12 protein-coding genes are annotated in these 15,448 nt (G+C 45.7%); 5 read left to right on the top strand and 7 right to left on the bottom strand.

The window, feature by feature from the left end; genetic code table 11:
- Both AB4371_RS08435 and hemN read left to right on the top strand, forming a co-directional pair.
- Positions 1-489 (top strand): DUF2489 domain-containing protein, encoded by a 489-nt coding sequence (locus AB4371_RS08435; protein ID WP_017060164.1) that lies wholly within the window; start codon positions 1-3, stop codon positions 487-489.
- 346 nt (positions 490-835) lie between these two features.
- On the top strand, positions 836-2,227 hold the full coding sequence (hemN, locus tag AB4371_RS08430) for an oxygen-independent coproporphyrinogen III oxidase (RefSeq protein WP_050648426.1): 1,392 nt from the start codon (positions 836-838) through the stop codon (positions 2,225-2,227).
- An 83-nt stretch (positions 2,228-2,310) separates the two neighbouring features.
- Here hemN and AB4371_RS08425 read toward each other — a convergent pair whose 3' ends face one another.
- The 5 genes from AB4371_RS08425 to glnA form a co-directional block, all read right to left on the bottom strand.
- Positions 2,311-4,893: an EAL domain-containing protein gene (locus AB4371_RS08425; RefSeq protein WP_372149434.1), complete on the bottom strand. Its 2,583-nt coding sequence runs from the start codon at positions 4,891-4,893 to the stop codon at positions 2,311-2,313.
- Between the two features lie 108 nt (positions 4,894-5,001).
- Positions 5,002-6,405, bottom strand: coding sequence for a nitrogen regulation protein NR(I) (glnG, locus tag AB4371_RS08420; protein ID WP_017059224.1), 1,404 nt, complete (start codon positions 6,403-6,405; stop codon positions 5,002-5,004).
- 121 nt (positions 6,406-6,526) lie between these two features.
- Entirely contained in the window at positions 6,527-7,603 is a 1,077-nt protein-coding gene (glnL, locus tag AB4371_RS08415; RefSeq protein ID WP_019826501.1) for a nitrogen regulation protein NR(II), read from the bottom strand.
- 168 nt (positions 7,604-7,771) lie between these two features.
- Positions 7,772-8,341 carry a DUF4124 domain-containing protein gene (locus AB4371_RS08410; protein ID WP_372149432.1) on the bottom strand — a complete coding sequence of 190 codons (570 nt, stop codon included), beginning with the start codon at positions 8,339-8,341 and terminating at the stop codon, positions 7,772-7,774.
- Positions 8,342-8,733: 392 nt separating this feature from the next.
- Entirely contained in the window at positions 8,734-10,143 is a 1,410-nt protein-coding gene (gene glnA, locus AB4371_RS08405) for a glutamate--ammonia ligase (protein WP_017059221.1), read from the bottom strand.
- 562 nt (positions 10,144-10,705) lie between these two features.
- Here glnA and typA point away from each other — a divergent pair.
- A complete protein-coding gene (gene typA, locus AB4371_RS08400) occupies positions 10,706-12,541 on the top strand; it encodes a translational GTPase TypA (protein WP_017059220.1) in 1,836 nt (611 codons plus the stop codon).
- A gap of 162 nt (positions 12,542-12,703) precedes the next feature.
- Here the strand turns inward: typA and AB4371_RS08395 are convergent, their stop codons facing one another.
- Together AB4371_RS08395 and AB4371_RS08390 are read right to left on the bottom strand one after the other, a co-directional pair.
- The gene (locus AB4371_RS08395) at positions 12,704-13,234 is read right to left on the bottom strand and encodes an AAA family ATPase (RefSeq protein ID WP_372149431.1); all 531 of its coding nucleotides are present in this window, start codon (positions 13,232-13,234) and stop codon (positions 12,704-12,706) included.
- A 20-nt stretch (positions 13,235-13,254) separates the two neighbouring features.
- A complete protein-coding gene (locus tag AB4371_RS08390) occupies positions 13,255-13,896 on the bottom strand; it encodes a DUF2959 domain-containing protein (protein ID WP_017107901.1) in 642 nt (213 codons plus the stop codon).
- Positions 13,897-14,100: 204 nt separating this feature from the next.
- On the opposite strand from AB4371_RS08390, the gene AB4371_RS08385 reads away from it, so the two are divergent.
- The gene (locus AB4371_RS08385) at positions 14,101-15,042 is read left to right on the top strand and encodes a virulence factor BrkB family protein (RefSeq protein WP_372127727.1); all 942 of its coding nucleotides are present in this window, start codon (positions 14,101-14,103) and stop codon (positions 15,040-15,042) included.
- Positions 15,014-15,448 (top strand): D-aminoacyl-tRNA deacylase, encoded by a 435-nt coding sequence (dtd, locus tag AB4371_RS08380; RefSeq protein ID WP_065585029.1) that lies wholly within the window; start codon positions 15,014-15,016, stop codon positions 15,446-15,448. The genes AB4371_RS08385 and dtd overlap by 29 nt, the downstream gene beginning before the upstream one ends.

Here is a 15,448-nt window from a genome sequence, read left to right as displayed (position 1 = left end):
GTGAACGTAACCTTATTAGCAATTGCTGGTGGAATTATCATTCTCGGCTTGGGCTCTTACGCAGGTTACCTTCTACTTCAAGTGAAGAAGCAGACGGAGTTGCAAAAGCAGCATCAAGCACTAGCCATTGAAAAACGCAACGCGACGATTTACGAAAACGTAAATACTTTGTGCTTAGCGGGCATTCAAGGGCAATGTGACTTACCTGAGATCAGTATCCGAGTGTGTATCATTATGGATAATGTTCAGGGTGATGAGCGTGTCGATTTTGATTCTGAGTATCCTGCTCTTTCTGAGCTGTACCATATCGTAAAAGATATGGCTCGCGGAGAGGCAAGACAGGAACTGACGAAGAAAGAGCGCATGCAGCAGAATCTCACGCGCCATAAGGCAGAGACTCGCTTGAATGATGCGGTCATTGAAGATCTGAAAAGGTTGCAAGAGAAGGTTAAACCTCTCAACAACCAAATCAACATTCAGATGATTTAGTCGCTAAGACTATTTAAAATAGAGGCTTGTTTAACATTCCGTTTTTAGACGCGCTGCTTTTAATACCTATGCATTTAAGACTTTTCATCTTAAATGCATCTTGTTTTTAAGTCGCCTTATCTTTTAATAGACAATGTTAAATGAGCCTTCTTACCTTTTGCGTCTCGTTAATCCCGACGCTTTGTTAGTGATCAAGCTAGCAGTTCTGAGTTTTTGTCTAAAAAATTGATTTTGTCTTGGAACGACCTTACAGGTCGTGTGGCAAAATAACCCGTCTATATTTTAATGTATGTAAAATGATTTGAGAGACCTTAGGTTCTCGCGGATCTAAATTGGAAATACCGCTATGTCGAGCAAGCCAGTAACAACGAATCAGCAAATCGTTTGGGATCAAGAGATCTTAAACAAGTACAACTATTCGGGACCTCGTTACACCTCATACCCAACTGCGTTGGAGTTTCATGAAGCGTTTACCGTCGCTGATTACGACATGGCGTGTACTCAATATCCTGAGCGTCCACTCTCTCTTTACGTGCATATCCCGTTCTGCCACAAGCTTTGTTACTACTGTGGTTGTAATAAAGTCATTACTCGTCACTCGCATAAAGCGGATGAGTATCTTGATGTGATTGAACATGAAATCCGCCAACGCGCCTCTTTATTGAATGGTCGTGAAGTGACGCAATTGCACTTCGGTGGTGGCACGCCAACGTTCTTGACTAAGACACAAATCACTCGCTTGATGATGATTCTGCGTGATGAGTTTAACTTCACCGCTGACGCTGAAATTAGTATCGAAGTTGACCCGCGTGAGATTGAACTAGACGTACTCGACCACCTACGTAACGAAGGCTTTAACCGCCTGAGTATTGGTGTTCAAGACTTCAATAAAGAAGTACAGAAGCTGGTTAACCGTGAGCAAGATGAAGAGTTCATCATTGCAATGGTTCAACGTGCCAAAGAATTAGGCTTCCGCTCAACTAACCTGGATTTGATTTACGGCCTACCAAAGCAGACTCAAGCTTTGTTCGCTGAAACATTGAAACAAGTGCTAGAGATGAAACCAGGTCGTTTATCGGTATTTAACTACGCACACATGCCTCAGCTGTTTGCGGCGCAGCGTAAGATTAAAGACGAAGACCTACCTGAAGCGAAAGAGAAAATGGCGATCTTGCAAGATACCATCGAGACGCTAACGGGAGCGGGTTACCAGTTCATTGGTATGGATCACTTCGCACTACCTGAAGATGAGCTAGCCGTAGCACAGCGTGAAGGTATTCTGCATCGTAACTTCCAAGGCTACACCACCCAAGGTGAAGCTGACTTAATTGGTTTCGGTGTTTCTGCGATTTCTATGGTTGGTGATGCTTACGCACAAAATCAGAAAGAGCTGAAGAAGTACTACGCTCAGGTGAATGACCTGCGTCATGCACTTTGGAAAGGTGTTGCTCTAGACAGTGACGACCTTCTACGTCGTGAAGTGATCAAGCAGCTGATTTGTAACTTCAAGCTTGATAAAACAATGATCGAATCTGAGTTCTCGGTTAACTTTAATCGCTACTTCAAAGAAGATTTAGAGCTTCTACAAACCTTCATCAACGATGATTTGGTTGAAGTCGATGACAAAGAAATCCGCGTTACTCTGCGTGGCCGCTTGCTGATCCGTAACATCTGTATGTGTTTTGATAAATACTTACGTGCAAAGGCTCGCCAGCAGCAATTCTCTCGCGTTATCTAATCGCTCGATAGAGAATAGAACAATAAAAAATGCCAGCATCATGCTGGCATTTTTGTATCTGACTCATTCGATTTCTGCCTGGTTTAGGTGAGACTCTCAGTGGTATTTTGTTTGACCTTGGCACTTTGCTTGGAGTTGATGAGGTCGGTAGGCCATTGGTCAAACGGAACTGGGCGACTGTATAAGAAGCCTTGAGCAAGCGGGCACTGCAGCTGCTTGAGAAGTTCAGCCTGTTGCTGTGTTTCAACGCCCTCTGCCACCAAGCTTACTTTGAAGCCCTTAGTGATGTTAACGATGGCCGCGACGATGGAGCTATCTAGGTTCTCTTTATCAAGTTTGCTGACAAAGCTGCGGTCGATCTTAAGGCAGTCGAATGGCAGTTTGTGTAAGTAAGCCAGTGACGAATAGCCGGTACCAAAATCATCAATTGCGATTGAGACCCCTAACGCTTTGAGCGTCAGCATGTTATCGATGATGGTCGGATCATTGTCGACGATGCGTGATTCGGTGATCTCTAGTGTTAGGTTGCTTGCTGGCAGCTTGGTGTCTCGCAGCGTGCCTTTTACTTGTTCCACAAAGCCATTTTCGCTTAGCTGATCGACTGATAGATTGACGTGAATCGAGAAGTCTTTACTCCACTTTCCTGACTCAATCGCGATGGCTGTATCTCGACAGGACTTATGCAGAATTTGCTTGCCGATATCGTCAATGAGCCCGCTCTCTTCCGCGAGAGGAATGAACTCGAGTGGCGAGATCACCCCTTCATCCGTTATCCAGCGAGCTAAAGCTTCTGCTCCTATGGTCGAGCCAGATTCCAGATCAATAATAGGCTGATAAAACGGTTCGAACTGTTGAAGCTCAATCGCTCGGTTCATCCGCGCTAACATCTTGGTGCGATGTCTCGATGCTTTGCCCATTTCAAGGCTATAAATACAGACACTGGTTTTGTCTTGTTTCGCATTGCTCAATGCAATGCTGCTGCTGCGTAGCAGGAGTGTAATGTCGTGAAGATTCGAGACATTCACTATCCCCATCGATACCTTAATCACCACGCTTTCCGATTCCATTGAAAATGGGGAAGCGAAGGTTTGAAGTAAGCGGTTAGTCAGCAGCTGAACATCATCGCTTTGCGTTACGTTTGGCGCGTAGATGGCAAACTCATCACCACCAGTGCGAGCTAGTAGGTATTCGGATGGCAGTGTGCCTCTTAAACGAGCGGCCGCAATGATAAGTAGCTGGTCGCCATTGTAATGACCTAGGCTGTCATTGATGTCTCGGAAGCGATCAATACCAATCAAATACAGTGTGCCTTTTTCGTTGTCGGGGTGTTTCTTGGCAGCGTCAATAAAGCCTTCACGGCTGTATAGCTTGGTTAATGAGTCATAGGTAAGTTGAGACTGTAATGCATGAAACGAAGCCTTTAAGTTGTTGGTCATTTCATTGAATGACTCGACCAACATGCTGGTTTCATATATATGCCCTGTTTTTGGCATGCTCGCGTCCCAATCGCCCTTAGCAAGGCGTTTTGCCGCATCCGCTGTCGAGGTGATGGGTTGGGTTGCGCGATTAAAGGCAATTAATCCTGCAATGACCCCAATGCAGCTCAGTGCTAGCCCAAGCAACCAACTGTTTCTTTGATTTTCTGGCAATTCACCGAGCAGATTGCTTTCAGGGATCGACACCCCAATAAACCACGTGAGCCCGTGCTCATCTTCGTATGGGGTGATTTGGTTGAAGTAGCGTTCGTTGTCTAGGCTAAAACTAAAGCGCTGCTCGCCCAAATTCTCGATTAGGTGGAATTGCTCTACGTAGCTAGCACTCTCACGTATGACTGGATTAGCACTCTCTGTTGCTAGTTTGCGTTGCCCTTTGTTGGTTTGTCCTGTGCCCCATGAAACGACACTGCCTCCGCCTGAGTGCGCGACCAAGCGTTGCTGCTTATCGATGATGTAAACAGAGGCATCCGTTCTATCTTTGAGCTTTCTGAGAAACGCATTGAAGGTATTGATTTTGATGTCGCTGACTACGACGGCTTTGAATTCATTATCATCATAGATAGGCGCTAGAGCAGATAAGGTGATTTCTTGACGTTCGTCAGCATTGGCATAAATTGGTGACCATAACGGTTTTTTCTGTGTCGCAATGGGTGTGTACCAAGGACGGATTCTAGGATCGTAACCTGAAATCACCGATCGAATGTCTTCACTAATTTTGCTGCCACGGTAAATGACCAGCTGATCATTGGTGCGTTCGTCTTGCATCATCAAGGTGTAGCCTTTGTTGGCTTCTTTGCGGAAACCGACGTAGTTACCATCTTCAGAACCAAAGCCGATCGCATCGAGTTGAGGTACAGCAGTGTAATGGTCTGAAAACGTATAAAAAATATAGTCTTGGACCTTACTAAGATTGCCTGCTTGATAAAGATGGTGGTAGCCGATGTTATGGCTGAGCGAGAGGTTGGCGTGAAATGGCTTTTCTAAAAAATTAGACAGGCTTTGATGAACATTGTCAGTCAGTGATGTCAGCTGGCGTGCACTAACATCACTCACCATCTCTTTGTAGCTTAGCTTTTGAGTGAAAACCATTACACCCATAGTGAACAGAAAAATCATCACGAATGGCAGAACCACTGCGGTTCTCAAAGTAATTTGTGTTTTCAAAGACATCTTTAGCTACAACTTTGGTGAATAGCGCACTGTAATTGTACCGACACTATTCAAACCAAGCGACACTTTTTTGGTTAAAAAGTAGCTGCATCGAGAATCATATAAGGTCTAGTACAGTTCTTTGAGTTTACGAGTTAGGGTGTTTCTTCCCCATCCCAAAACCTTAGCTGCATCCTGTTTATGACCATTAGTGTGGTGGAGTGCAGCTTCTAGCAGTATACGTTCAAATTCTGGCAGAGCATAAGTTAGCAGCTCTTTTTCTCCTGAATCAAGCGCACACTTTGCCCAATTAGCGAGCAGTTGTTGCCAGTTATCTCCAGTTCCTGAGGTGGTCACCACTTTTTCTTCTAGCAGCTCTGGTGGCAGGTCTGAAGGAAGAATTTCGCTGCCGCTGGCCATCACGGTAAGCCAACGACAAATGTTTTCAAGCTGACGCACGTTACCCGGCCAATTGAGCTGGTTGAGCTTCAAAATGGTCTCAGGATGCAGTGTCTTCACTTCAACACCGAGCTCTTCGGCGGCGGATGCTAGGAAGTGATGAGTCAGCTTTTCAATGTCTTGTTTACGTTCGCGAAGTGCCGGGATATGGATTCGGATAACGTTGAGTCGGTGGAAAAGGTCTTCACGGAAGTCGCCTTCATGCACTAAGCGCTCAAGATCTTGGTGGGTTGCGGCAACGATACGAACGTCTACCTTAACTGCAGAGTGACCGCCGACACGATAGAACTGACCATCAGAAAGTACACGCAACAAGCGAGTTTGGATATCGAGTGGCATGTCACCGATCTCATCCAGAAATAGGGTGCCGCCGTTGGCTTGTTCAAAGCGTCCTTGGCGAACGCTGTTAGCACCGGTAAAGGCACCTTTTTCGTGGCCAAACAGTTCAGACTCGATCAGATCTTTGGGGATTGCTGCCATGTTCAAGGCAATGAAGGGCTTCTTAGCTCTTGGGCTGTGACGATGCAGAGCGTGAGCGACCAATTCTTTACCGGTACCCGATTCACCATTGATCAGCACGGATATGGATGAGCGAGACAAACGGCCAATCGCTCGGAAAACCTCCTGCATTGCCGGTGCTTCACCGATGATTTCTGGCGCGTTGGTGTCTTCAGCGACCTCACTGGCTTGTTCGCGTTTCTGCTCTTGGCTGTGCGCGATCGCTCGTTCGACTAGAGTCAGTGTTTCATCAATATCGAACGGCTTTGGAAGATATTCAAAGGCGCCTTTTTGATAAGCATTCACCGCCGCATCAAGGTCTGAGTGCGCGGTCATAATGATCACGGGCAGGTCGGGAGAGCGTTGATGAACCTGATGCAACAGCTCAATCCCGTCAATGCCGGGCATGCGAATGTCAGACACCAATACGTCCGGTGTCTCGCGCTCAAGCGCAAGCAACACGCTCTCAGCATCAGCAAATGTTTCACACTTAATATCCGCAGATGAAAGTGTTTTCTCTACTACCCAGCGGATAGAGCTGTCGTCATCGACGACCCAAACGTATCCCTTACTCATAATTCAATTCCTTTGCAGCCAAATCTATTGTGATAATCATTGTTGTTTTTATGATGTCTTAATCTTTGTGTTACCGAGCTAAGCCTTTCATCTCGCTGTCCAATAGCGAGGTTCTTATGACCTAAATCGGTAGATAAATCGTGAATGTGGTGTTGCCTGGCCAGCTTTCAACATCAATTTTCCCATTGTGTTGATCGATCAGGTTTTGAGAAATCGATAGCCCCAGCCCTGTTCCACCTTCTCGTCCGCTGACCATTGGGTAAAACAGCGTGTCTTTTAAATCATCGGGGATGCCCGGACCGTTATCGCTGATCTCAATACGAGCTGCGAGTTTGTGTCGCTGCCCGTGAATATTTGCTTGATGCACCGTTCTGGTGCGAATGGTGATTTTGCCAGAATCTTGAGTCTTTAGAATCTGCGCTGCATTGCTCACGATATTGAGCATCGCTTGTTCAACCTGTGCCGAATCCATCAAGATGTCCGGTAGGCTCGGGTCGTAATCCCTTTCGATGGCGAGCGTTGAACCCGATTCGAGCTCTACGAGCTGCCTGACTTTCTCAAGTATCTGGTGAAGGTTCTCTTCTGATTTAGTCCCCGGCTTCTGTGGGCCAAGCAGACGGTCGACTAATGCTCTTAAGCGGTCGGCTTGCTCAATAATGATCTGCGTATATTCATTAAGAGACTGATCAGGAAGCATTTTCCCAAGTAACTGCGCCGCACCTCTTAAGCCACCGAGTGGATTTTTGATCTCATGTGCTAACCCGCGTACCAGCAACTTAGCCGCTTGTTGTTGTGCATGTTGGTTGAGCTCTTGGCTAAGGCGTCTTTGCTGGTCTATCTTGCGCATCTCAACCAATAACAGCGTCTCTCGCTGCCAAGATATTGGGCTAACCGTGACTTCAAGCATCAGTGGGCGGTTATCAACAACGAAGGTAACGTCACTGTCGGTAATGCTCTGGCCACTTTGTAGCGGTTGCGTCAGAAGCGCCAAATCAAGTGAAGCGTGTTGGATAAGTTGGCTCAGTGGATGATCAACGATGCGTCGTGCGCTCTGTGAAAAGAGCTGCTCAGCGGCCGGATTGGCGTATCGGACATACAATTGCTCATCGAGCATCAATGTCGAAGTCACCATATTGTCGAGAATGGCGCTGGAAAGATGATGTGTATCTATGCTGTCGCTTTTGGCTGATCGATTCACTATTTCGTCCTTGAACTGGTGTTTTTCTCACTGCACCAAATTGGTGCGTGGCTAAGTTCAAGTATGGCGCATATCAACCAGAAGCTAAAGATAATTCATTAGAGTCGCTGAAAGCTGCTTCGATTAGGTGAAAAGTAGAGGTTATTTGGCCTCTTTTAACACATTGGCCTACTTGAGCGTCGCTCGATGTAAATACACGGTGACTGGACTAGTAGATGCAATAAGCTTGCCGCTTCTATGTGCTTGAATTGCAATGGTGTGAGTACCTCGATCGATATCTTTTAATTCCCAAATAGGCTGGGTCTGTGGGGCGCCATATCGACGGCCATCAAGCATCAATTGTAATTGCTCCCCAATACCAAGTTTTCGGTTGAGTTCTATCTGAATCGGGATTAAGCCGCGATTACTACGAATGGTTTGATTATGAACTGGAGTCAACATGGTGAGGGCTAATTGAGTAGGAACCTCGCGCTTTGTGGTTTCGGTTTCTGCCTGAGTTTTGGCTGGCGTTGCCGTTTTAGTTGTAGAGGAAGCAGCAGCGTCAACCGGAGTTGAGGCCTCAAATTTAGGGGCGGGTGCTGAAGCTTGCACATCTGGCAGGCGAAGAGCCTCGGCATCTTGAGCGCTAGGGTTATCACTAAAGTGGAGCACGCCATCTTCATCTATCCAGGTATACACCGTTTGAGCAGAGCACGAGAGCGCGACTGTTAACCCGATTAGGAACAGTATGTTTTTCATATCTTTAGCCTCTTTTCACCGCTAGGTGATTTCACGTTTGGCGTTGGTTTTATTGTATTTAGCGCGACAGCCTCTGAGGGCTTTTGTTAAATGCCAATCACAGTAAGTTAATGCTCAGAAATAGCGCAGGAAAAAGGCTTGAGAACGAGGCAGCCCTGCTCGGCAAAAATAGTTTCGATAAGTAGCTATTCTACAATCAAAAAACCTAACGATGTTATCGAGTGTTTTAACAAGCTAGGCTGAGTAGTTATTTACTACGATTGGTATCTAGTATGGTACGAGGAAGCGGGGGGAGGGAGAATATAAAAAAGGCCCGCCTGCGAGGCGAGCCTAATATTTAGTCAGCGATTCTTACAAGGTTGCAGTAAGAAATGGCTTATCTCTACAGGAGATTAAACTGAGTAGTACAGTTCAAACTCAAGTGGGTGTGTAGCCATGTTCACGCGTTGTACGTCGTCAGATTTCAGAGTGATGTAAGAATCGATGAAATCGTCAGAGAATACGCCGCCAGCTGTTAGGAACTCACGGTCTTCGCTAAGCGCTGCTAGAGCTTCTTGTAGAGATTCTGCAACTGTTGGGATTTCAGCTGCTTCTTCTGCAGGAAGGTCGTATAGATCTTTATCCATAGCTTCGCCTGGGTGAATCTTGTTCTTGATGCCGTCAAGGCCAGCCATAAGCATTGCTGAGTAGCATAGGTATGGGTTAGCTGCTGGGTCACCAAAACGTAGCTCGATACGACGTGCTTTAGGGCTTGGTACTACTGGGATACGGATAGAAGCAGAACGGTTACGTGCTGAGTAAGCAAGCATTACAGGTGCTTCGAAACCAGGTACAAGACGCTTGTACGAGTTAGTTGATGGGTTAGCAAACGCGTTGATTGCACGAGCGTGCTTGATTACACCACCGATGTAGTAAAGAGCCATTTCAGATAGGCCGCCGTACTTATCACCAGCAAACAGGTTAACGCCGTCTTTTGCTAGAGATTGGTGAACGTGCATACCAGAACCGTTGTCACCAACTAGTGGCTTAGGCATGAATGTCGCTGTTTTACCAAATGCGTGAGCAACGTTGTGTACAACGTACTTGTAGATTTGAGTTTCATCAGCTTTCGCTGTTAACGTGTTGAAGCGAGTAGCGATTTCGTTTTGACCCGCAGTTGCTACTTCATGGTGGTGAGCTTCAACAACTAGGCCCATCTCTTCCATTACTAGACACATTGCTGAACGGATGTCTTGAGATGAATCTACTGGAGCTACTGGGAAGTAACCGCCTTTAACGCCAGGACGGTGACCTTTGTTACCGCCTTCGAAGTCAGAACCTGTGTTCCAAGCTGCTTCTACGTCATCGATCTTGAAGAAAGAACCAGACATGTCGTTTGAGAACTTAACGTCGTCAAATAGGAAGAATTCTGGCTCTGGACCAACTAGAACTGTGTCTGCGATACCTGTAGAACGTAGGTACTCTTCAGAACGTTTAGCGATAGAGCGTGGGTCACGGTCGTAGCCTTGCATTGTTGCAGGCTCAAGGATGTCACAACGGATGTTTAGTGTTGCGTCTTCTGTGAATGGGTCCAGTACAGCAGATGCTGCGTCTGGCATCATTACCATGTCAGATTCGTTAATGCCTTTCCAACCAGCTACTGAAGAGCCGTCAAACATTTTGCCTTCTTCGAAGAAGTCTGCATCAACTTGGTGAGAAGGAATAGAGATATGCTGCTCTTTACCTTTTGTATCAGTAAAACGTAAGTCGATAAATTTAACTTCGTTCTCTTGGATCAGGGATAGTACATTTTCTACTGACATCTTGGATAACCTCCAGTGTTATTAATTCGGTATTAGCTCGATTCGGTTGAAACTAGCATTGATTAATGTCTATAAGTGCATTAATCGATGCTGATTTATCTACTGCCAAAAACGTGCCAAAAAAATTATTCCATTAATTTCAATGATTTACTTGTTTTGCGATTTTTCTTAATCTGGTTTTTGCACCAAAATGATCTCTAGTTGCACTTTATTGGTGCAACTGTTTGTCTGTGCACCAATATGAGACATAAGCGAGCACCATTCAGCAATGAATTGCCTAAGTTGTCAATCCACTTTTGTTATTTTGCGGGAGATTTGGCTCGCCACTCGTAGGTGATACTTTTTTAGAGTCCTACGAATTTGGCTGCTCAACACTGTACTGAATCAAAGTTAAGCGGATATGAATCGCTAATAAAGAAAAAAGCCTTGGTTCAGATCACATATTTCTGGGTTTTTGTCTAGAATCTGGTATATTATTGACCGTTTTTTAAATCAAGCTAGCGGTTATTATCCAAACTTTTGAGATAAGTGACGGCTACTTTTATGAGTGAATCGAGAATCCATGTCTACTCCACAGATTGATAAGTTAAGAAATATCGCGATCATCGCGCACGTTGACCACGGTAAAACGACTTTGGTTGATAAACTGCTACAACAGTCAGGCACTCTTGAGTCTCGTGGTGAAGCTGAAGAGCGTGTCATGGATTCGAATGACATCGAAAAAGAGCGTGGCATTACCATTCTTGCTAAGAACACAGCAATCAACTGGAATGATTACCGCATCAACATCGTAGATACTCCGGGACACGCGGACTTCGGTGGTGAAGTTGAGCGTATCATGTCTATGGTTGACTCTGTTCTGCTTATCGTTGACGCAGTTGATGGCCCAATGCCTCAAACTCGTTTCGTAACGCAAAAAGCATTCGCACACGGTCTTAAGCCAATCGTTGTAATCAACAAGATTGACCGCCCAGGCGCTCGTCCTGATTGGGTTATGGATCAAGTATTCGACCTTTTCGACAACCTAGGTGCTACTGATGAGCAACTAGACTTCACAGTTGTTTACGCTTCAGCTCTAAACGGTTGGGCAACAATGACTGAAGGCGAAACTGGCGAGAACATGGAACCATTGTTCCAAGCTGTTGTTGATACAGTAGACGCGCCTGCAGTTGACCTTGACGGTCCACTACAAATGCAAATTTCGCAACTTGATTACAGCTCTTACGTAGGTGTTATCGGTGTTGCTCGTGTTACTCGTGGTTCTGTTAAACCAAACCAACAAGTAACTATCGTCAATGCAGAAGGCAAAAAACGTAACGGTAAAGTAGGTACAGTTCTTGGTTACCTAGGTCTTGACCGTCACGAAGTTGAGCAAGCTAACGCTGGCGACATCATTGCAATCACTGGTCTTGGTGAGCTGAAAATTTCAGACACTATCTGTGACGTAAACAATGTTGAAGCAATGACTCCGCTTTCTGTTGATGAACCAACAGTAACAATGACGTTCCAAGTAAACACTTCTCCGTTCGCGGGTAAAGAAGGTAAGTTCGTTACTTCACGTAACATCCTTGAGCGTCTAGAGAAAGAACTAGTACACAACGTTGCACTACGTGTTGAAGAAACTGATAACCCAGATCGTTTCCGTGTTTCAGGTCGTGGTGAACTTCACCTATCTATCCTGATCGAAAACATGCGTCGTGAAGGTTTCGAGCTAGCTGTATCTCGTCCAGAAGTTATCATCAAGAAAGACGAAGATGGCAACCTAACTGAACCGTTTGAAACTGTGACTATCGACGTGCTTGAAGAGCACCAAGGTGGCATCATGGAAAACATCGGTCTACGTAAAGGTGAGCTAACTGATATGTCTCCAGATGGCAAAGGCCGTGTTCGCATGGACTTCATGATGCCTTCTCGTGGTCTTATCGGTTTCCAAACTGAGTTCCTAACTCTAACGTCTGGTTCTGGTCTTCTTTACCACTCATTTGATCACTACGGTCCTCACAAAGGCGGCGTAATCGGTCAACGTAACAACGGTGTTCTAATCTCGAACGCAACTGGTAAAGCTCTGACTTACGCACTATTCAACCTACAAGAACGTGGTCGTCTATTTGCTGAGCACGCGGATGAAGTATACGAAGGTCAAATCATCGGTATTCACAACCGTTCAAACGACCTAACAGTAAACTGTCTGAAAGGTAAGCAGCTAACGAACGTTCGTGCATCTGGTACTGATGAAGCACAGGTTCTTTCGCCACCTATCCGTCACACTCTAGAGCAAGCTCTTGAGTTCATCGACGAAGACGAACTAGTAGAAGTAACGCCAGTAAGCATTCGTATCCGTAAGAAGCTTCTTACTGAAAACGAACGTAAGCGTGCAGCACGTCCAGCTAAGGCTTAATTGCCAGCTGACTAGCTTCTAGCTAACAAGCAATACGTTTTAGAATAAGTAAGAAAGCCCCGAGTAGCCTAGCTGCTCGGGGCTTTTGTTTTTTAGTTTGTTTAGATACGGTTAAACGAGATTTCGTCATCCTCAAGAGGGAGGAACGACCGAGTTGGGGATCTAGCTTTTGATACATAAGTAACGCTCAACGAATTGAAGCCGTTCTTCGACTGGCATAAACGGCACTTCAACCACCTCATAGCCAAGTTCTTGGTAGACTCTTTCTAAAGCGTGGTGAATCTCTAGCGCTTCCTCAAACGGATAAGGTCTCACATCATCTTGGACATAAATTGAAGCCTCAGGGCGACAGAACAACACTTGGGGGTGATAACCTTGGCTCGCTTCTCGGTAGGTTGTGTTTATCTCTAGTTTCGCCTGAGCCAAGTAGCCACAGATATCTGGAATGGCGCGATCGAGAAAGGCAACAGGATGCTGACTGGCTTGGTCTTTGTGTTCGCTCATGACGGTTAAACATAGGCGAGCAAAGCCTGGAAGGTCTAACCAAGGTAAGATACCGTTCTCAAGTTGGCTCTGCTGTTCTATTAACTGGCGAGAGGACTCAGCGAAGGTTGGGTAACCCATGTCGCCCAAGGCATTAATCAGTGTTGTCTTCCCGGCTCCGGGGCCGCCAGTAATAATGATCGGTTGCATCGTGTTCTTTATCTGTAGCGCTACTTCTGGTTCAGTTGAGCTAGGAACTTATCCGATTCTGCTATTGCAGCATTCATCTGTTCTATCGCGTAGGCGATGTCTTTTTCTAAGCTCATAAATTCGCCCTGCAACGAACCAACGGCACTCGCATTGAGGTTATGCTTTAGATAAAGCGTGTTGTCGCGAAGAGTGTTGAGTACCGGATCCATTTTCTTCTCAGCTCTTTTCATTGCTGATAGCATGGTTTGGTAAGACGATTTGGTTTCACGCAGCTTTTTCTCACTTGAACGACGCAGTGAATCACTGGTGTAGAGATCTAACTCACCCTGCCACTCTTCAAATAGCGCATCGGACACATCTTCAATCGCAGCAATGCGGTCACTGACATTTTGTGCGGCTTTCTCGCTGTCTTGGTATTTATCATTAATCTTGTTGTACATGTCTTCAAGGTCGCCACCACTGAAGTTAGTCAGGCTGCTGAGTGCTTCAAGTGCGCTGGTAAACTCTTCCTGAGCATCCTGCTGTGACTCTTTCGCGTCTTCTACTCTGTCGACCATAATGTCACGTTTGTGGTAACCCACTTGCTCCATTGCGGAGTAATAAGCTGATTGGCATCCAGTAAGAGTAAAAATAGAGAGGACTATAACTATTAAATAAGGCATCCTAGTTTCCTATAGTTAAATAATATCAATCGTAGTAAATAACTGCCCAACCTAGCTTGTTAAAATGCTCGATAACGGCGTTAGAATTTTTGATTGTAGAATAACTACTTATCAAAAAATCTGCCTTGTTCTCAAGCCTTTTTCCTGCGCTATTTTTGAACATTTACTTACTGTGATTAATATGTCGGAATATTAATTAGGACTATGAACGAGTTACAAGGGAGTTACAAGTTGAAGATAAAAAAGGTCGCCACACTCAGTATTCAGTTTTCTCGCTATCTTTTGGCGCGAATGACGCACGATAGAGTCAACGTGAATGCGGGCTACTTGGCGTACATTACTTTGCTCTCGATCGTACCGATGTTGACGGTTCTGCTCTCTATCTTGTCGTCATTCTCCATCTTTGCTGATGTTGGTATCGTGATTCAAAACTTCGTTATTACCAACTTTGTTCCCGCGTCTGGGGATGCCGTACACGGTGCCTTGTTAGAGTTCGTTGCCAATACCGGAAAAATGACGGCGGTCGGTAGTGTGTTCTTATTCATTGCAGCGCTGATGCTGATCTCGAATATTGATAAGAACTTAAACTACATCTGGCGTGTCGACGAGAAGCGACGTGCGGTGCTGTCTTTCTCTATGTACTGGATGGTGCTCACGCTTGGACCTATTTTAGTTGGGGCGAGCATTGCAGCCACTTCTTATGTGACATCATTGAGCTTGTTGCAAAACGAAGTGGTGTCTGGCGCCTTTAATACCGTAATTCGCAAACTGCCTTTGATTCTCTCTTTCTTTGCGTTTTTCGGTCTGTACCTGTTGGTTCCCAACAAAAAGATACACTTTTCTCATGCGGCTGCAGGTTCTCTAGTGGCGGCTCTGTTGTTCGAACTCAGTAAGAAAGGCTTCGCGGCCTACATTACTCAATTCCCTTCTTACCAGTTGATTTATGGCGCATTGGCGGCAATACCAATTCTTTTTGTCTGGGTTTATTTGTGCTGGTTGATTGTGCTAGTGGGTGCTGAGGTGACCGCTGCATTGGGTGAGCAGGAACAGTGGAGTGACTCGAAAGAAATGGTACACTCTTCGGATAACGACAAAATCACAGAGCAAGGAAACAACAGTGATAGCACTGATCCAGAGAGTAAGTGAAGCTGCCGTCCGTGTTGATGGCGAATTAGTTGGTGAGATTGAACAAGGCTTATTAGTTTTGTTAGGCGTAGAAAAAGGTGACGACGAAGCCAAAGCCAAACGTTTGATGGAACGAGTGACCACTTATCGTGTCTTTGGAGACGAAGACGATAAAATGAACCTCAACGTGAAGCAAGTAGAAGGTAAGGTATTAGTGGTGTCTCAATTCACTCTGCCGGCCGATACCAAGAAAGGGACTCGAGCAGGGTTCTCTCGTGGTGCTCACCCAGAAGATGCTGAGCGTCTTTATAACTATTTCTCTGACCAGTGTGAATCAGTGTTACCAACGGAACGTGGCCGATTCGCAGCCGACATGAAAGTGTCTTTGGTTAATGATGGCCCAGTGACATTCTGGCTGCAGGTTTAG

The organism is Vibrio sp. 10N.261.51.A3 (assembly GCF_041471965.1).
Classification (GTDB): Bacteria; Pseudomonadota; Gammaproteobacteria; order Enterobacterales; family Vibrionaceae; genus Vibrio; species Vibrio crassostreae_C.
The sequence above is the reverse complement of the archived record's forward strand: the minus strand, read 5'-3'. Positions and strand labels throughout refer to the sequence as shown.